At 44.5% G+C, this 17,823-nt stretch carries 16 protein-coding genes and 1 pseudogene; 11 read left to right on the forward strand and 6 right to left on the reverse strand.

Annotated elements, in window-relative coordinates:
• Positions 1–32: 32 nt before the first annotated feature.
• Both BXP28_RS00320 and BXP28_RS24805 read right to left on the reverse strand, forming a co-directional pair.
• Positions 33–1,082: an FUSC family protein gene (locus BXP28_RS00320; RefSeq protein ID WP_036658013.1), complete on the reverse strand. Its 1,050-nt coding sequence runs from the start codon at positions 1,080–1,082 to the stop codon at positions 33–35.
• A gap of 192 nt (positions 1,083–1,274) precedes the next feature.
• Complete coding sequence (locus tag BXP28_RS24805; protein ID WP_077585219.1) at positions 1,275–1,355, reverse strand: SCP2 sterol-binding domain-containing protein; 81 nt, start codon at positions 1,353–1,355, stop codon at positions 1,275–1,277.
• A gap of 532 nt (positions 1,356–1,887) precedes the next feature.
• Between BXP28_RS24805 and BXP28_RS00330 the strand changes: the two are divergent.
• Positions 1,888–3,027 (forward strand): annotated as a pseudogene (locus BXP28_RS00330) (catalase).
• Positions 3,028–3,170: 143 nt separating this feature from the next.
• Positions 3,171–3,512 (forward strand): SMP-30/gluconolactonase/LRE family protein, encoded by a 342-nt coding sequence (locus BXP28_RS00335; RefSeq protein WP_023482917.1) that lies wholly within the window; start codon positions 3,171–3,173, stop codon positions 3,510–3,512.
• 108 nt (positions 3,513–3,620) lie between these two features.
• On the opposite strand, the gene BXP28_RS00340 is transcribed toward BXP28_RS00335, so the two are convergent.
• Positions 3,621–5,744 carry a sulfatase-like hydrolase/transferase gene (locus BXP28_RS00340; RefSeq protein ID WP_024095069.1) on the reverse strand — a complete coding sequence of 708 codons (2,124 nt, stop codon included), beginning with the start codon at positions 5,742–5,744 and terminating at the stop codon, positions 3,621–3,623.
• Positions 5,745–6,028: 284 nt separating this feature from the next.
• On the opposite strand from BXP28_RS00340, the gene BXP28_RS00345 reads away from it, so the two are divergent.
• The 3 genes from BXP28_RS00345 (at position 6,029) to BXP28_RS00355 (ending at position 8,324) form a co-directional block, all read left to right on the forward strand.
• Entirely contained in the window at positions 6,029–7,018 is a 990-nt protein-coding gene (locus BXP28_RS00345) for a LacI family DNA-binding transcriptional regulator (protein ID WP_023482915.1), read from the forward strand.
• Positions 7,019–7,057: 39 nt separating this feature from the next.
• Positions 7,058–7,936, forward strand: coding sequence for an ROK family protein (locus BXP28_RS00350; RefSeq protein WP_023482914.1), 879 nt, complete (start codon positions 7,058–7,060; stop codon positions 7,934–7,936).
• Positions 7,937–8,093: 157 nt separating this feature from the next.
• On the forward strand, positions 8,094–8,324 hold the full coding sequence (locus tag BXP28_RS00355) for a hypothetical protein (RefSeq protein ID WP_024095067.1): 231 nt from the start codon (positions 8,094–8,096) through the stop codon (positions 8,322–8,324).
• A 107-nt stretch (positions 8,325–8,431) separates the two neighbouring features.
• On the opposite strand, the gene BXP28_RS00360 is transcribed toward BXP28_RS00355, so the two are convergent.
• From BXP28_RS00360 to BXP28_RS00375, 3 genes are all read right to left on the reverse strand, one after another.
• Entirely contained in the window at positions 8,432–9,814 is a 1,383-nt protein-coding gene (locus tag BXP28_RS00360) for a glycine--tRNA ligase (protein WP_036658015.1), read from the reverse strand.
• A gap of 310 nt (positions 9,815–10,124) precedes the next feature.
• Positions 10,125–10,253 carry a winged helix-turn-helix domain-containing protein gene (locus tag BXP28_RS00370; RefSeq protein ID WP_257125657.1) on the reverse strand — a complete coding sequence of 43 codons (129 nt, stop codon included), beginning with the start codon at positions 10,251–10,253 and terminating at the stop codon, positions 10,125–10,127.
• Positions 10,241–10,864 carry a response regulator transcription factor gene (locus BXP28_RS00375; RefSeq protein WP_167552487.1) on the reverse strand — a complete coding sequence of 208 codons (624 nt, stop codon included), beginning with the start codon at positions 10,862–10,864 and terminating at the stop codon, positions 10,241–10,243. The genes BXP28_RS00370 and BXP28_RS00375 overlap by 13 nt, the downstream gene beginning before the upstream one ends.
• Before the next feature lie 159 nt (positions 10,865–11,023).
• On the opposite strand from BXP28_RS00375, the gene BXP28_RS00380 reads away from it, so the two are divergent.
• The 6 genes from BXP28_RS00380 (at position 11,024) to BXP28_RS25715 (ending at position 17,746) form a co-directional block, all read left to right on the forward strand.
• Positions 11,024–13,156, forward strand: a complete 2,133-nt coding sequence (locus BXP28_RS00380) for a DNA topoisomerase III (protein ID WP_036658025.1) — start codon at positions 11,024–11,026, stop codon at positions 13,154–13,156.
• A gap of 131 nt (positions 13,157–13,287) precedes the next feature.
• On the forward strand, positions 13,288–13,734 hold the full coding sequence (locus BXP28_RS00385) for a Dps family protein (RefSeq protein ID WP_374049682.1): 447 nt from the start codon (positions 13,288–13,290) through the stop codon (positions 13,732–13,734).
• A gap of 342 nt (positions 13,735–14,076) precedes the next feature.
• Entirely contained in the window at positions 14,077–15,438 is a 1,362-nt protein-coding gene (locus BXP28_RS00390; RefSeq protein ID WP_023482909.1) for an FAD-binding oxidoreductase, read from the forward strand.
• A 55-nt stretch (positions 15,439–15,493) separates the two neighbouring features.
• Positions 15,494–16,771, forward strand: a complete 1,278-nt coding sequence (locus tag BXP28_RS00395; protein WP_077585220.1) for a (Fe-S)-binding protein — start codon at positions 15,494–15,496, stop codon at positions 16,769–16,771.
• Between the two features lie 112 nt (positions 16,772–16,883).
• A complete protein-coding gene (locus BXP28_RS25710) occupies positions 16,884–17,309 on the forward strand; it encodes a MurR/RpiR family transcriptional regulator (protein ID WP_479692117.1) in 426 nt (141 codons plus the stop codon).
• A gap of 14 nt (positions 17,310–17,323) precedes the next feature.
• Positions 17,324–17,746 carry a MurR/RpiR family transcriptional regulator gene (locus tag BXP28_RS25715; RefSeq protein ID WP_472462619.1) on the forward strand — a complete coding sequence of 141 codons (423 nt, stop codon included), beginning with the start codon at positions 17,324–17,326 and terminating at the stop codon, positions 17,744–17,746.
• Positions 17,747–17,823 lie beyond the last annotated feature (77 nt).

Genomic DNA, 17,823 nt, shown 5'->3' on the forward strand with positions numbered 1-17,823 from the left:
CACGTTTTTATATAGAATCAGTAAGACACAGCTCAATGCTCTTGTTTAGACGCTTCTTCTTGGCCCTGTCCCTTGTTGTACTGTTCCACCAGTTTATCAAGACGTCCTATTTGATATCCGTAGTCGTAAATCTCCGAAGCGACAATATGCAGGCGGTGCTTTCCTTCCCTCCATTCACCGTACTCTATAATCAGTCTTAAAAACTCGATATTTTCATGCTCCATGCTGTCGTGCATGTCACGATGATCCGGCTTTACCTTTTGTTCAAATTTCATAAATACATACTCATGATATTTTGTCAATTTTTCCAGATGATCGTCAAAATAAGCATGGGTTTCCGGTGACCGCTCTGCCTGGAAATAATGCTCTTCTACCGAATCAAGGATATCAAGTCCCTTACGCAAGGTTTGAAGCGCCTGTTTGTAAACTACGAGCAGTCTTGTCTGGCTGTATTTCATCCGTTTCATCTTTTTGTTCTCTTCTTCGAATAGTTTGTATTTATCCTCCAGGGACTGAAGCGATTCCTCCAAACTGTCTTTCATCTCATGAAACACATTTTTCTTCATCTCATTGGAAATAACTGTACGCAGCAGCAAAGAGAGTTGATTCAGGACCTGTTCTACCTGCCGTTTGAATCTGTTCTTAAGATTTGGGGGCATAAACAGGATATTGATTAGAAATGCACAGGCAATTCCCAGTGAAGTCAGCAGGAAACGGTCAAATGCATAAGTCCAGTGTGTACCGGAAGCCTCCATGATCGCTACGACGGTAACAAGGGTCAAACCAATATTTTGCCCCATCTTAATTTTTAAACAGATCATAATTGTAACAATGGCTACAATCCCTACAGCAACAGGGTCTTTAGGAAAAATAGAACCGGCCGTTATCGCCAGCAGAGCACCAAGTGTATTCGTTTGCAGCTGATCAAGAAAATACCTCCAGGATCGGTAAATGGAGGGCTGCATGGCAAAGATGGAGGCAACCGCCGCGAGAAGTCCTAACTGCGCATTGATGAACATACTTAGATAAAGGGAGAGAGTGACTGCTATTCCTGTTTTAAGTACTCTGGCTCCAAGTGTCATGAGCGGGTTCCCCCCTTCAACGTAATGAATAATGCTAAATCATCTTTCACTATAAAATACCCAAAAACGCATGTCTATAAATATATGTGCCCGTTTGGTGAACATGCTCCAGAAACATAACAAGTATACAAAAATAGCCCGCCCCTTGTATATAAGGATGCAGGCTGTTTTTGATTGACAAATTTTGGTTTGCTAAGAACTGTACCGCTGCAGGACGCCCTGAAGTTTCATGGCTAAGCTCAGATCCCCTTTGATCTTTAATTTGCCGAACATATAAGCAGTGGTTGGGTTTAAAGTACCTTCTATCAATTAAACCGCAGCAGGCTCTCCTGTAACATTAAACTGATAGACAGCTTGGAGTCCCGTGATCCCTTGCGGGTTAGCGGAAATCTTGTCGTACAGGTTATCAAGGGCCGTTTTGACTGCCATAATGCTTCCTCCTTATAAAAAGCCACAGAGGCTTATTCAAAAGACTTCCGGCGTGAAAAGTATCGTCCTCAAATAGGATAAAAGCCGTTCTGCTTCTCTTTTCGGGAAAAGACAAAAAACGATTGTTTTCTAAAAATTCTACATAATTTGGAATATCCCTTCTTTAGTTTTGTTAAATTTCAATAAAATAGCGGATGAATCAATGCCATAACTTAGATTTTCATCCCCGTTTAAAAACAATTGTCACATTAAGATCAAGATGAATATAATAATTATTATAAAAATAAAATTATTATTGATTAAACAAAAAGGACGTGATAGGATATTTATAATTGAAATTAATAATCATTCTCATGAATAGAAAAGGAGGAACAGCATGAAACCATCTTACCGGTTAACAACAAATCAAGGTGTCCCCGTATCAGATAATCAAAATTCCAAAACTGCCGGACAGCAAGGCCCGACTTTGCTGGAGGACTATCATCTTATAAATTGGCCCATTTTGACCGTGAACGTATTCCTGACACCGAATCATTATTGGGATTTCATGTCCCATACACCGGAATCAACTCATATGATCACCTGGTTGTTTTCGGATTTGGGAATTCCGCGGAATTACCGTACGATGGAGGGGTTCGGAGTCCATGCATTCAAGTGGGTAAATAAAGAAGGAAAAGTAACCTATATAAAATATCATTGGAAACCTCTCCAGGGTGTGCACTCTTTGACCTCAGAACAGGCTAAGGCAGTGGCCGCTGAAGATTTTAATCATGCGACACGGGACTTATATGAATCCATTGAAAATGGGGATTTCCCTTCCTGGGATTTGTATGTGCAGATGCTTGAGCCAGAACGTCTTGATGATTTTTCATTTGACCCGCTTGATCCTACAAAAGTATGGCCGGAAGAGGATCTTCCCCTGATAAAGGTTGGCTGTATGACACTGAATGAAAATCCGGTGAACTATTTCGCAGAAGTAGAACAGTCCGCCTTTTCTCCCAGCGCTACTGTTCCCGGTATTGAACCTTCCGAAGACAAACTCTTGCAGGGACGTCTTTTCTCGTACCCCGATACTCAGCGCCACCGTCTCGGACCGAATTATTTGCAGATTCCGGTTAACTGTCCGTTTGCCAAAGTGCATAATTACCAGAGAGACGGACAAATGACGGTGCATGCTAATCCGTCTCCAATCAATTACGAGCCTAACAGTTACGAAGAGGCACCGAAGGAGGCAGAGGCGGCATTCGAGGATAGTAAAGCACCTTTGAAGGGAACGATTGTGCGTCAGGCTATTGACAAAAAAGATCCGTTCACACAAGCGGGTGAAAGGTATGAAAACTATACACCGGAAGTTAGAAACCGACTGGTTCAGAATTTGGTGGAAGATATGAAATCTGTTGATCCCGCTATTCAGCTGCGAGTGATCTGCAATTTCTTCCGGGCACATCCTGAATTTGGTTCCAGAGTGGCCGAAGGACTTGGTATTTCCTTAGACGAATACCTGCCCCGGCAATAAGTGAAGACAGCCCGGCTATCGTGGCCGGGCCTTTATATATTCAGGAAAAGGTTTTTCTTCAATGGGTGGAAGTTCTGTGATAGTGTTAGGAGAAGACAATATGCAGTTAAAGGAATTTAAGGAAGATTAATGAAAGGGTGTTCATGGTGAAAGAATCTCGGTTTGTTAGCGAAGTTTGGACAGAGCGGGGAGGATTCACGGAGGGGATAGAGGGTCCTGCATGCGATAAGGAAGGAAATGTATATGCGGTTAACTATGAACGGGAGAGTACAATTGGTAGAGTGACGCCGGAGGGGGAATGCTCTGTCTTCCTGGAGCTTCCACCCGGCAGTATTGGGAACGGAATCAGGTTTGACAGTAGAGGAAATATGCTGATTGCCGACTATGTCGGACACCGAATATGGCGTGTGTTGCTGATCAGGGAAATATCGAACGGTTACGTACGGATGCCCCTGGAAGATGCCGAAAACTTTGCGGCATGGTGAGAAGTTAACAAACAAACTTTATACCAAAATTCCTCATATAATTAATAAAGAAAAAATGACGTGCAACGGTTTCCCGTATACACGTCATTTTTTGCTTGCTCGAGAGCTTTATTGGCCTGCTTTTACGACGAACTTGTTGGACTTGGAAATCTCTACATCTTTTGTATCGATGATGACTGTCTGAATTTCCAGATCGCGCGGTTTTTTCACCCATTCTTTAGGAACGGAAGCGATGACCGTATTTTTATCGACGTATTTAGCCGTTACTTTTTCCCCGTTAATCAGGACAGACATTTCGGGAACAAAGACAGAGCCTTTCAGGGTTATAGTTCCATTGCCGCTGCTGTCTGTTTGTACAGGAGAAGCTTCGTTAATCTTCATTTCTCCGTATCCAAGAACGAAGTTTTGATCAACAATCTTATCTTGGATTGCGGTTTTTTCGTAGCCAAACTGCTGTCCGAACATAATATCGTATTGCAGCATATTGTACGGTTTCAAATCATCCTTGTTGATTTTCATCTCGTCATACATATTTTCCGGTGGAATAACCGGATATTTTTTGTACATTTCCATGAGGAAATCTGTGTAATAGCTTCCTTCAATCTGCGCCCGGTTTAACATATAAGCTCCCAAGTAAGAAGGGCTCATATGAAGCTGCTCGTTATTTTGGGGAAGAAAGTTATCCCAGACGAAGAACGGCGTGCTATACATTTTGTTCACAAAGTCAGGATCATCTTCCGAGATATACTTGATATCCTTATAAACAGAATAATTGTCGCCCATAAGCGGCAGGTGATCACCAAAGAAAATGATGATTGTAGGTTCCCCTTTTTGGGTGAAATGATCAGTTAACGTTTTGATCATCTTATCCGAATCATGGATACCGGTAGTGTATGTTTCAAGAATATCCCTGGATTCTTGGGACATATCTCCGGAAACAGTGAAAGTATTGCCACCGTTACTCGAATAGCGGTCCTTATCAAAAGGAGCGTGATTCTGCATCGTATTGGCGAAAATAAAAGACGGTTTGTCCGAATTATCAGCTGCTTCTATGATTTTATCCGTTACGGACTTGTCTGACAAATAGGGGCCCTTATAATCCGGAGTGAAGAACTCTGAACTGATAAAGTTGTGGAATCCGAAGTTCTTGTATACCGTCCGGCTGTTATAAAACCAGTTATGAAACGGGTTCACCGCTGTCGTATTGTATCCTTTGCGGGCAAAAATGCCGGCAAGTGAATCGACCTCATGGTTCACATACTGGATATAAGCAAGTGAGCCTTGGGGCATAAACCTCATAGAGTTGCCGGTCAGCACCTCAAACTCAACGTTCGCCGTACCTCCTCCAAATTGTGGAGACAGGATGGTACCATGCGGATGTGTTTTTTGAACTTCATGAAGCGTAGGAAGCGGGTCTTCATTGAACTTGATGTCTTTAACGATCGTAGGATCCCAGAAAGCTTCGCTAAGAATAACAATTACATTCGGTTTCTTGCCGTTATCGGGATAAGACTGTTTCGGAATCCCGTCCACGAGTTTACTAATCGTTTGCTGGCTATAATTCTCGGGTTCGTTAACAAAAATATAGTCAAGATTCAATGCTGTCGTTAAAATAAGTCCATTACGATCATAGTTTGCAGCCTGGTCCCAAGGAATTGTGTAGGGATCAAAAGCACTTCTAATCTTAACAGGCTTGTCATAATATACGCCGGTAAAAATAAGAACAGCTAAGCAGACAAAAATAAGGCGCTCAATCCAGCCTACTTTAATTTTAAAATTAGGTACTTTGCGGATCAGAATAATGGCTAAAGCAAAATAAACAAATATAACCAGTAGGATCTTCCAATTAACGAGACCATTTAAATATTGCACGATATCCGTTGCTTCACTGGTTTGGAATATATCCCACGGTAAAAGCGGGAGCCCAAGCATTTTAAACTTGATTCCGCTGACCAGACCGACAACAAGTAAAATTCCGGTTAATATCCAGAAAGCAATGCGCGTTCGGCCAATGAGGGCGGCAAACAGCAGAAACAGTCCAAGCACCATGATATAGTTGAGCAGGAGCTCAAGAGGCTGCTGGTATACCCAATCAAGTGTCTTATAGACGCTTCCGCGATTGAGATACTCAACTAGCATTTCCATCATCAAAGCAAGAAACAAGATATGAGCTCTGGTCTTTATATAATTCCAGAGAGCTTTGGGAATTGACGAAAAAGATTGATTCGACATACTGATACCCCTTAATTATATTAAATAAATAACTTTCTAAGTTTATCACACATAGGTTATCAAATGAACCCATTTTAACTGATTGTAATAGGAAATCACTATTGAGATTTTTTATAATTAGAAATGAAAGCGCTTGTAATTGTTTATAGGTTCCCAGATCGGATAAGACGGGCTATAATCGAGACAGACCCTTTAGGAAAAAGATTGACGGGTCCAAAAGGGATTATTATAATAAAGTTAAACGATTACGTAAACGTTTACCTTTCAAGGAGGACCGATATTTCATGCCGTCCAGTATTAAGGATGTTGCCGGGAAAGCGGGCGTCTCCATTGCTACGGTATCCCATGTTGTGAATGGAACCCGTTACGTTTCGGAGGAGACCAAAGCCAGAGTCTATAAGGCGATGAAAGAACTCCAATACACTCCCAATTCCGTTGCTAGAAGTCTTCGCAGCCGTAAATCCAAAACTATTGGTTTTCTGATACCGGATTTTGCCAATACCTTTTATACTTCAATTGCCGAGGGTATTCAGCATGTATTGCGGCAGAAGGGATATCAATTGATTTTGGGAAATTCCAATGAGGAATTGGAATTGGAACTTGAGCAGCTGCGGATGTTTAACAGCCAGCTGATTGACGGACTGATCATTGCTTCAACGGCATCTAGTATGAATGAGCTCGAAGGAGTCTTGAAAGGTGATTATCCCGTAGTTCATTTGGATAGAATCCCGCAAGGATGTGAACAAGACCGAATTCTCGTAAATAATGATGAAGCCGTTTATGAGGCTGTAAGCGAATTAATCCAAAAAGGCCATTCCCGCATTGGAATGATTGGCGGCCTGGATAGGCTGAGTACAACAAAAGAAAGGATAGCCGGTTACCGGAGAGCCTTGGAGGATGCCGGGATTGCCGTTAAGGATTCATTAATCCGGATGGGCAATTCCAAACAGGATTGCGGCTATGAACTTACCCGGCAGCTCTGTGGGGAGACGGATATGACAGCTCTTTTTGTATCCAATAATCAGATGACACTCGGGGCCCTTACCTATTTAAAGGAGCACCGATACCGTATGCCTGAACAGCTCAGTCTTATCGGATTCGACGATTATGAGTGGTCTTTTCTTATGGACCCGCCGCTGTCCGTTATCCATCAGCCCTGTTTTGAATTAGGCGAGACAGCCGCAAATGTGCTGCTTGAGCGGATTGGACAGCCGCTTTCCAAAGGAAAGGAATACATGCTGCGGACCATGTTTGTACGAAGAAATTCCTTTTAACTCTATTAGACAAGACAGAATAAATGGAGGATTGTGCCAATGAAGTTATTAGGGGCGGTTGAAGCCGGAGGAACAAAATTTGTATGCGGGGTCGGAACCGCGGACGGACAAGTCGTGGACCGTGTAAGTTTTCCGACTACAACTCCGGAAGAAACCATGAAACGGGTTATAGATTATTTTAAAACAAAAGATATTTCCGCTATGGGGGTCGGATCTTTCGGTCCGGTTGACCCGCGCAAAGACAGTCCTACTTACGGCTATATCACAAGTACACCCAAGCCTCATTGGGGAGGTTATAACCTGCTTGGAGAACTGAAAAAACATTTTAATGTGCCCATGGAATTTGATACGGATGTAAACGGGGCCGCTCTGGGAGAAGCAAAATTCGGCGCCGCCAGGGGACTTCTAAGCTGTATGTATATTACGGTAGGAACTGGTATTGGTGCCGGGGCCCTTGTCGATGGGAAGCTGGTTCACGGTTTGTCCCATCCGGAGATGGGCCACATTCTGGTAAGACGACATCCGGAAGATACATATGAGGGCAAATGCCCCTACCATAAGGATTGTTTAGAAGGTTTAGCAGCAGGTCCATCCATTGAGGCACGTTGGTCGGTAAAAGGGTCAGAATTAAGCACAGATCACCCTGCCTGGGAGATGATAGCTTACTACTTGGCTCAAGCCATGATGAACTACATTCTTATTCTTTCCCCGGAAAAAATGATTATGGGCGGAGGAGTAATGAAACAAAAACAGCTGTTCCCCCTGATTCATCGGAACCTGTTCGAAATACTGAACGGCTATATTCAAAACGATGCCATTCTGAAAAACATCGAAGAGTATATTGTGTATCCCGAACTTGGTGATCATGCAGGATTATGCGGTGCACTCGCTCTGGCGGCACTTGCACTGGAATCATAATCAGGTTTAAGGCCCCTCTTTTTCCCTTGATGGAAAGAAGAGGGGTTTTTTTGTAAACGAAAAAAATGGATAAAAAAGGGTTGCTGAATTCTCTTTACTGTTATACAATAATTTTAATTATATAAATTCTGTATTATAACAACGGGAGGCGTGGAAAATGTACGATTGTTATCATTGTCACGGTTATGGGGAAATGGAATGTCTATCCTGTGATGGCAAAGGGTTCAGAAAAGAAATCAGCTGTAAAGACTGTAATTGTACGGGATTGGTTCTATGTCCCCGCTGTGAGGGGAAAGGCATGCTGGAAATTGACTTTAACGAATGTGATTCAATGGAGGAGATGGTCCGGGCAGTTTATATGAATCCGGTTTATACACGAGGCAGGTAACAGAAATCGGAGGGACGATCCTTCATCTTATCTGTGAAAATAAAAATAGCTGCCGAGATAATCTCGACAGCTTGTCAAACAATCGTTTTCTGGTGGTTATTTACTTATTACCACTTTATTTTGCTCTCAAGGAATGCTTTCAGTTCGCTTATCGGCATTCTTTGCTGCTGCATGGTATCGCGGTCGCGGACAGTGACCTGGCCATCTTCTACAGAATCAAAATCATAGGTGATGCAGAACGGAGTCCCGATTTCGTCTTGACGGCGGTAGCGTTTGCCGATGGAACCTGCATCATCATATTCTACCATGAAATCCTGGGATAAATCCCGGAAAACCTTGCCTGCACTTTCCGCCAGTTTTTTGGACAGAGGGAAGATTGCAGCTTTAACAGGTGCGATAGCCGGATGGAAGTGCAGCACGTTCCGGCTATCCCCGCCATCGAGTTCCTGCTCTTCATATGCGTTAATCAGGAAAGCCAGGGTTACGCGGTCGGCACCAAGAGACGGTTCAATGCAGTAAGGGACATACTTTTCACCGGTTTCCTGGTCATGGAAATGGAAATCTTCACCGGAATGTTCCATGTGTCTTATTAAGTCAAAATCGGTGCGGTCGGCGATTCCCCATAATTCTCCCCAACCAAACGGAAATTTGTATTCGATATCGCTGGTAGCGTTGCTGTAGTGGGAAAGTTCTTCCTTGTCATGATCACGAAGACGCATATTTGCTTCCTTCATTCCCAGACTCAGCAGCCAGTTTCTACAGAATTCCCGCCAGTAGGAGAACCATTCCAGATCTTCGCCCGGTTTGCAGAAGAATTCCAGTTCCATCTGTTCGAATTCACGGGTACGGAACGTGAAATTTCCGGGCGTAATCTCGTTACGGAAGCTTTTGCCGATTTGGCCGATTCCAAACGGCAGCTTTTTACGCATAGTGCGCTGTACATTTTTGAAATTGACGAAGATCCCCTGAGCCGTTTCCGGACGGAGATAAATCTCGTTTGTACTGGAAGCCGTGACACCCTGATGGGTTTTGAACATCAGATTGAACTGGCGGATATCGGTATAGTCGAAGGCCCCGCACTCCGGACAGACAATATGATGTTTTTCAATCAGGTCTTTCATCTGGTCGAAGGTCATGCCGTCTACTATCAGCTCGATTCCTTTGGCATTCAAGGCATCTTCAATCAGTTTGTCCGCGCGGTGGCGGGCTTTACATTGTTTGCAATCGATCATAGGATCGTTGAAGTTGCCCACATGACCTGAAGCAACCCAGGTTTGCGGATTCATCAGAATAGCGGCATCCAGCCCTACATTATAAGGGGATTCCTGTATGAATTTTTTCCACCATGCTCTTTTGATATTGTTCTTCAGTTCAACACCAAGCGGGCCATAATCCCAAGTGTTGGCCAAGCCGCCGTAAATGTCCGACCCCGGAAAAATAAACCCCCGGTGTTTGGCAACCGCAACAATCTGATCCATCGTTACTGTCATTGTTCATTCTCCTTTCCAACCATAAAAAAACCCCCGTCGCCAGGCATCTGAATGCCTAGGGACGGGAGCACTGCACCCGCGGTTCCACCCTAGTTGATACCTTGCCTTGTAAAGCATGGCATCCCCTTTTGGTTTTGGTTCAGCTCGGGACTGCCGTTTCCCTGATTCTTTTTCCGGGCTTTCACCCTCCCCGGATCGCTTGATGAAAGAGGAGTCAGGTACTATTGGTCCTTCATTGCCGACTATATAAGATTCCTGCACCCTAATATGCAGGTTTGCGACGGTTATATGCTTCATAGTAGCAAGACGCTTATACGTCTGTCAAGCGGGCATTTGCCGGCGTCTGTAACTTATATCCTAACCCGCGGATCGTGATTAAATACTGCGGATGGGCAGGATCATCCTCAATTTTTTCCCTCAGCCTTCTTAAATGTACCATAAGCGTATTATCCAAGCCCAAATAAGATTCTTCCCATACACATTCGTACAATGTCCCTTACTGAAGATCTGTCCCGGAAAATGAAGAAAAAAGAGAAGCAGCTGATATTCTTTAGATGTAAGGTGGACAGAAAGACCGTTTTTGAAAATCCTTTTGTCTGCCTCGTAAACAGTAAGGGCATCCAACCGGTAGACCTTCTGGGCGGTCCCTCCCTGATGGGAGAAAAGTTGAATCAGACAATTCCTGACACCCTTTATGAATTCTTCCCTGGTAAAAGGAATGGAGCCCAATATTACTTTTTCCTCTATCCGTATAACTTTTTTCCATGCCGGGTCGTCTTTCGGAATCAGACAGAGAATAACTGCGTCACTGTATTTTCTCAACAAATAAAAAAGAGAATATCCGTTCATATCCGGCACAGGAGCTGGGACGATAATTAAAGAATAGGACCTGGCTTTACACAGCTGGATGCCATCGCTCCCTCTTGCTGTTCTTTCTATATGAAGAAAACCTTCTTCTTTTAGATACGTTTCCATCAAATCCAGATTCTGTTGCTGCTCTTCAATCAGTAAAATGGGCAGATTCATGTAAGCGGAGTGATTGGAAGACAAATTCATCACCTCATTTCACATTAGTACTATCCTTCGCTACATGCCTTGAAATTCCTTTATTTAGCGGACGAAGAGGGCGGACTGGGAGACAGGACTTTTCTTTTGGGAAAGCATTCGTTAGACTGGAGGTAGCTGTATCGGAATAAAAGGAGAGTTGAAATGAAAACCTTAGTACTTGGAGAAAAGCCGAGTGTGGCTAGAGAAATTGCCAGAGTAATGGGATGTACCCAAAAACATAAATCGTATTTTGAAGGCCCTGTTTACGTTGTTACATGGGCACTTGGACATTTGGTCAGTCTGGCTGAGCCGGAAGATTATGATCCCAAATACCGGACGTGGGCTCTTGAAGATCTGCCGATCATTCCTTCATCCATGAAGTTAAAGGTTATACGCGAAACCTCCCACCAGTTTAAGGCAATCGATAGTTTGGCGAAGCGGAAGGATATAAAAGAACTGGTTATTGCTACGGATGCTGCAAGAGAGGGAGAATTGCTGGCTCGGTGGATTATGGCCAAAATACATTGGAAAAAGCCATTTAAGCGCCTCTGGATTTCTTCGCAGACGGATAAAGCCATCAAAGAAGGATTTGCGAATCTGAAACCGGGCAAACAATATGACAGGTTATATGAATCAGCCGTTTGCCGTGCTGAGGCGGACTGGCTGATCGGTTTGAATGTAACGCGCGCATTAACAAGCAAATTCAATGCCCAGTTATCAGCTGGACGGGTACAGACTCCTACACTGTCCATGATTATGGAGCGGGAGGAAGAGATCCGTACATTCCGGTCAAAGGAATACTGGACGCTCAAAGCGGATTTTGGAGTTTTCACTGGTCAGTGGAGAAACGGAAAGACAGGAGAAAGCAGGATTTTTGACGCAGCCAATACAAAGCCGTTAAAGGATAAAGTGGACGGAAAGACAGGGACAGTTCGGGGATTAAAAAAGTCCGATAAAATTGAACCTCAACCCCTTGCCTATGACCTTACGGAGCTTCAGCGGGATGCCAACCGGAAGTTCGGATTTTCTGCAAAACAGACATCAAGTGTACTGCAGCGCCTATATGAGCAGCATAAATTGGTCACATATCCGCGTACAGACTCCCGTTACTTGTCTTCTGATATGACGGGCACATTGAAAGAGAGACTTCAGAGCGTGGCTGTAGGCCCTTATACGGCAATGGCCAAGCCCTTGTTGAAAAATAAGTTGAATATCACTAAAAGGATTGTAGACGACAGTAAGGTAACAGATCACCACGCTATCATTCCAACAGACGAATATGTAAATCTTTCTGCATTGTCAGCCGAAGAACGCAAATTATACGATTTGATTGTACGCCGGTTCCTGGCTTTGTTTTATCCTGTGTGCCGGTATGAGGTTACTTCTATGCAGATAGACCTTGAAGGAGAACGGTTCCATGTGACAGGCAAAGCCATAAAACAGCCGGGTTGGAAAGAAGTCTATGGACAGGACAACTGGGAGGAAGAGGATGCGTCAGAGGACGAGCAGGATGGAGGGCAATTGTTACCGGAAGTGAAAGAAGGGGACCGCTTTACCGTAAAGCGGATGATAGAAGCAATGCACCGGACGCAGCCGCCCAAACGCTATACGGAAGCGGCTCTGTTGACTCAAATGGAAAAGCATAATTTGGGGACCCCGGCTACAAGGGCGGATATTATTGAAAAGCTCGTGAGTTCCGATACGATTGAGCGTCAGGGTAATAGTCTGCATCCGACCGGAAAAGCAACCCAATTGATCGAACTTGTCTCAAAAGAGCTAAAAAGCCCCGAATTGACTGCGAAATGGGAACAGGAACTGGAGAAAATTGCCCGAGGAAAAGGGAAAATGGACGAATTTCTGGACAATATCAGACAGATGACCAAACAACTGGTAAAGGAAGTCAAACAGAGTGAAGCAAAATATAAACCCCACAATCTGACGAACAGCCATTGTCCCGAATGCGGAAATAAGCTGATGGAACGCAAAACAAAAAGGGGAAAAGTTCTCGTTTGTACAGGAGAAGACTGCGGATACCGCCGTTCTTCCGAAAAACAGCTGTCCAACCGGCGCTGTCCGACCTGCCATAAGAAGATGGAGATCAAAACGGGGAAAGCAGGGAAATATGTACAATGCCTCTCGTGCAACTTCATTGAAGTACTAGGTGAAGGCAAGGGGAGAGTAAATAAACGGGAACAGCAGAAGCTGGTTAAGAGGTACAGCGATAATGTCAGCCTCGGCAGCAATCTGGGAGATGCATTAAAACAGGCACTGGAAAACCAGAAACGTAAAAAATAATATTTACTTAATTAAAAATTATTATAAAATAGTATTGATTTTAATTAAGACTCATGTTACACTAGGTTCATAGCAAGCAGAACTGTCGGCAGGCTCGCTTGAATAATGAACCTAGTTTTCAACATGGGAGGATCTTACTTATGACAACAACCGTTTCCTTTCTAAACAGACAAGTAGCTAATTTAGGACTTCTTTATACCAAGCTTCACCATCATCATTGGATGGTAAAAGGCCCTCATTTCTTTATGCTTCACGAAAAATTTGAAGAATTATACGATAGCGTTGCAGAACACCTGGATGAGGTGGCTGAGAGGGTTCTTGCTCTGGGCGGGGTACCGCTCGCAACGATGAAGCAATATTTGGCTGAAGCAACTCTGAACGAAGCGGAAGGAAGCTACAGTGCCGAAGAAATGGTACAGAGTATAGTTCAAGACTTCCAAACGCTGATTGAAGAATTTCAAAGTGGAATCGAACTTGCTCAAGGAGAAAACGATGAAGGATCAGCCGATTTGCTGATCGGACTGCAAAGCGAGTTGCAAAAACAGATTTGGATGCTGCATTCCTTCCTTAAAAATTAAATTGGAATAACCAAGTAAACCCGTGTAGACTATTATTAATAGAGGATCGTATGTTCAATATATTGAATATATGTCCTCTATTTTTAAATGACAACTTAGTAGGTGGCTCCCTATTAATGAAACATCATATTCCAAATAGGCTAAAGTGGGGCTAGTGTATCTAATTTTGGGGAGTATTTAGAAAATAATCTTTCATGGATTCCTGCAATCGTTCAGTCAGTGATTCTAAGCTATAATAGGGAAAAAGTCATCAGATGACTTGACAAATAAACTGGTTTTAGAAGGAGGAACATCCATGCTGAACTAAAACATGAACTTCTGTCTATCGTCGGAGAGAAGTATTTGCATGAAGATAACCAGGCCAGGGTAACCCATTCTTATGATGGAACGGCGATGCTGCAGTCCCTGCCGGATGCGGTTATTTATCCGGGCAGTACGGAAGAGGTCAGCAGAATCATGAAAGTCCTGAACCAGCACCGTATTCCGCTTGTCAGCAGAGGGTCCGGAACAAATCTATGCGGTGGAACGGTGCCTGTTCAAGGCGGTGTGGTCATGGTGATGCATCGAATGAACCGGATTCTTGAAGTGGACTTGGACAATTTGACGGCTACGGTACAACCGGGGTTAAATACGAAAGTATTTAATGAATATGTGGAAGAACTAGGATTGTTCTATCCACCCGACCCGAGCAGTATGGCGATTTCCACAATAGGAGGCAATATTGCGGAATGCTCTGGAGGACTTAGAGGGCTCAAGTACGGAACAACTAAGGACTATGTACTTGGTCTGGAGGCGGTTCTGCCTTCCGGTGAAATTATCCGTACCGGTGGGAAACTGATGAAAGATGTGGCCGGTTACGATCTGACCAAACTTTTTATTGGTTCTGAAGGTACCTTAGCTGTTATCACTGAAGCGATTCTAAGGCTGGTTCCCCCTCCTGTTCACAAAAAAACCATGCTGGTCATGTACAGGGATCTGGCCAGTGCGGCCCGGACGGTATCATCCATTATAGCAAGCCGTATTATTCCCGCTACGCTGGAAATCCTGGACAATCCTACTATACGGGTAGTAGATGAATTTGCCGGACTCGGCTTGCCTCTTGATATGGAAGCCATTTTACTTATTGAACAGGATGGAGACCCTGAATTGGTAGAACGGGATATTGAGAGCATCCATCGTATATGTATAGGGCAAAAAGCGGCCCAGGTAACGGTGGCGGCCAATGATGAGGAAGCGAAACGGCTGCTTACGGCAAGAAGAAGCGCTTTTACGGCTTTAGCCCGTTTACGGCCTACGACCATATTGGAGGATGCTACTGTTCCCCGTTCTAAAATTGCCGAAATGGTTGTGGAAATCAACCGGATAGCAAAGCGTCACAATGTTACGATTTGTACTTTTGGGCACGCAGGGGACGGGAATTTACATCCGACCGCAACCACAGATGCGAGAGATAAGGAAGAGATTATACGGGTGGAAGAAGCGTTTGAGGAAATATTCGAGGCAACCCTTGCTCTTGGCGGAACGATTACCGGTGAGCATGGGGTGGGATTATTGAAATCCCCTTATTTAGAATGGAAAATTGGGGAAGCAGGGGTAGGAATCATGAAAGGGATCAAAGAAGTTTTCGATCCGAACGGAATTATGAATCCCGGGAAAATGTTTGCCAAAGCGGCAAGACGCAGGGTGGTGATCAATCGTGCCTAATGCGCTTGCAGAACACCTGAAATTGAAACTGGATGAGGATCAGCTGACCAACTGCATGCGTTGCGGGTTCTGCTTGCCGGCCTGCCCGACTTTCCGGGAGACCGGAGTTGAGGCGGAATCTCCAAGGGGACGGATTGCCCTTATGAAAGCGGTAGCCGATGGTATTATGGAGCCGGATCAACTGTTTCAGGAGCAGATGAACCATTGTCTTGGTTGCAGGGCCTGTGAACCTGCTTGTCCCGCGGATGTACATTACGGAAGCCTGCTGGAACAAGCCAGAAATTCCATTGAGCAGCATGGGGTCCGGCATCGCCCTTGGGTAAAACTGCTCAGGGCAGTAGCGTTCCGTCATATTTTTCCTAAACAGAAAAGAGTCCGTATGCTCGGATCTGTACTGGCAGCGTACAAAAAAACAGGACTTCAAAAAGCCGCCCGCCGTTCAGGACTGTTGAAACTATTTCCGAAATACCTTCGTCAGATGGAACAGATACTTCCTGAAGCTTCTTCCAAAGGAGTTGTGGAGCGCCTCGGAGAGAAAATGCCTGCTGTGGGAGCACCTATCGCCAAGGTAGGACTGTTCAGAGGATGCATCATGGACATTTTGTTTTCGGACACCAATGTCCATACAGCTGAGCTGTTGGCTGCTGCAGGGTTTGAAGTGATATTACCGGCAGAGCAAAACTGCTGCGGGGCCATGCACGCCCATAACGGAGAACTGGAACAGGCAAAGGAATTGGCCAGGTGGAATATCCGGGTATTTCGTGAAACCGGGGTAGATTTTATAGCGTCTAATGCAGGAGGATGTGGAACATTGCTTATTGAATACGATCATCTGCTAAAAGATGATCCTGAATGGGAAGAAAATGCATCCTGGTTTGCCGGGCGTGTAAAAGATACGAGTGAGCTGCTGTTGGAGTTTGGAAGGCCCCTTCGTTTTAAACAGGGATCATCTGAAGTGGACACAGACAATAAAATCATTCGTGTGACCTATCAGGATTCCTGTCATTTACGGAATGTCATGAAGGGCGGGATCTCCCCGAGGAAGCTGCTTCACATGGTGCCTGGTGCTGAATTTATAGAAATGAAAGAAGCGGACCGCTGTTGCGGCTCGGCGGGGACCTACAATCTGACCCAACCTGAAATGGCCGGTCAAATTCTGGAGCATAAAATGGAACACGCGAATGCCGTATCCCCTTCCTGTATAGTTACGAGCAATCCGGGCTGTCTGCTGCAAATGAAGTTGGGAGTCTTTCTGCATGGACTTTCCAAAGAGACGCAGGTTAAACACATCAATGATTTTCTGTACGAACGGATTGAAAGCCCTGCTCCCTAATCTATATTCAAGGAAGGTACTGCCAATTAGCTTCCGGTCAAGGCTCTTTGTTGAAAGTAGGTTTCAAATTCTATATGATAAGGCTTATCAAGGTGTAGAAAGAAGGGGAAATATGATTACCGGAGGCCTAATCAGTTTGCAGGAGGCGCTGCCTACCTTGAAACCGATGGAACAAAAGGCAGCGCAATATATTTTGGAACATCCGGAAACCGTTGTCACTCTTTCTGTGCAGCGGCTTGCAGAATTGGCAGAAGTTAGTGAAGCAACCATTGTCCGGTTATCCCGTTCCCTGAACCTGAAAGGTTATCAGGAATTAAAACTGAGGATAGCGGCGGATTTAGCCCAATCCTTAAATTCTAATCTGGCAGAGTCTTATCAGGAGATTCATATGGACGCATCTAGCCAATCCCTGGTCGAATCCATTTCTCATAATAATATGAGATCCATACAGGATACCATGTCAGTGCTAAATATAAAGGAATTGGATAGAGCAATTGAAGTTCTGGGGGAGCACGCAAGATTACCTTATTTGGAATAGGGGCGTCCGCCGTAATTGCCCAGGATTTTAAACAAAAACTTACACGCATAAACCGCTGGTGCGAAGCCGCTTATGATTTTGATTCCCAGGCCACGCTGGCTGCAAATTTACAGGAAAAAGACGCAGTATTGGGAATATCCTACTCGGGGAATACACAGGATATCCTGCTGGCCATGCAAGCAGCGAAAGAAAGGGGAGCAACACTTATATCCCTGACAAAATTCGGACATAATCCAGTGGCGGAGCAGGCACATATCAGGTTATTCACTTCTTCCTTGGAGAAAAGCATTCGAAGCGGGGCGATGGCTTCCCGTATTGCCCAACTCAACGTGATTGATATCCTCTATGTCGGGATAGCCCGACAAAATTATGAAGAGAATATCTTAGCTTTGGAAAATACCCGAAAAGCCGTTAAAATGATGAACAGACACGGCTAAACGGGACTAATATAGGAAGAAACCTTTTTTTATGACCGTACAGCCGGGCAAGAGTATAAAACTCCTGCCCGGCTGCT

Origin of the sequence: Paenibacillus larvae subsp. larvae (assembly GCF_002003265.1) — a bacterium.
Taxonomy (GTDB): domain Bacteria; phylum Bacillota; class Bacilli; order Paenibacillales; family NBRC-103111; genus Paenibacillus_H; species Paenibacillus_H larvae.

Bases quoted from the DNA above. Each gene is read 5' to 3' on its own strand.
- BXP28_RS00320 (WP_036658013.1), bottom strand. From the start codon at position 1,082: ATGACACTTGGAGCCAGAGTACTTAAAACAGGAATAGCAGTCACTCTC.
- BXP28_RS24805 (WP_077585219.1), bottom strand. From the start codon at position 1,355: ATGTTCGGCAAATTAAAGATCAAAGGGGATCTGAGCTTAGCCATGAAA.
- BXP28_RS00335 (WP_023482917.1), top strand. From the start codon at position 3,171: ATGGTGAAAGAATCTCGGTTTGTTAGCGAAGTTTGGACAGAGCGGGGA.
- BXP28_RS00340 (WP_024095069.1), bottom strand. From the start codon at position 5,744: ATGTCGAATCAATCTTTTTCGTCAATTCCCAAAGCTCTCTGGAATTAT.
- BXP28_RS00345 (WP_023482915.1), top strand. From the start codon at position 6,029: ATGCCGTCCAGTATTAAGGATGTTGCCGGGAAAGCGGGCGTCTCCATT.
- BXP28_RS00350 (WP_023482914.1), top strand. From the start codon at position 7,058: ATGAAGTTATTAGGGGCGGTTGAAGCCGGAGGAACAAAATTTGTATGC.
- BXP28_RS00355 (WP_024095067.1), top strand. From the start codon at position 8,094: ATGTACGATTGTTATCATTGTCACGGTTATGGGGAAATGGAATGTCTA.
- BXP28_RS00360 (WP_036658015.1), bottom strand. From the start codon at position 9,814: ATGACAGTAACGATGGATCAGATTGTTGCGGTTGCCAAACACCGGGGG.
- BXP28_RS00370 (WP_257125657.1), bottom strand. From the start codon at position 10,253: ATGGTACATTTAAGAAGGCTGAGGGAAAAAATTGAGGATGATCCTGCC.
- BXP28_RS00380 (WP_036658025.1), top strand. From the start codon at position 11,024: ATGAAAACCTTAGTACTTGGAGAAAAGCCGAGTGTGGCTAGAGAAATT.
- BXP28_RS00395 (WP_077585220.1), top strand. From the start codon at position 15,494: ATGCGTTGCGGGTTCTGCTTGCCGGCCTGCCCGACTTTCCGGGAGACC.
- BXP28_RS25710 (WP_479692117.1), top strand. From the start codon at position 16,884: ATGATTACCGGAGGCCTAATCAGTTTGCAGGAGGCGCTGCCTACCTTG.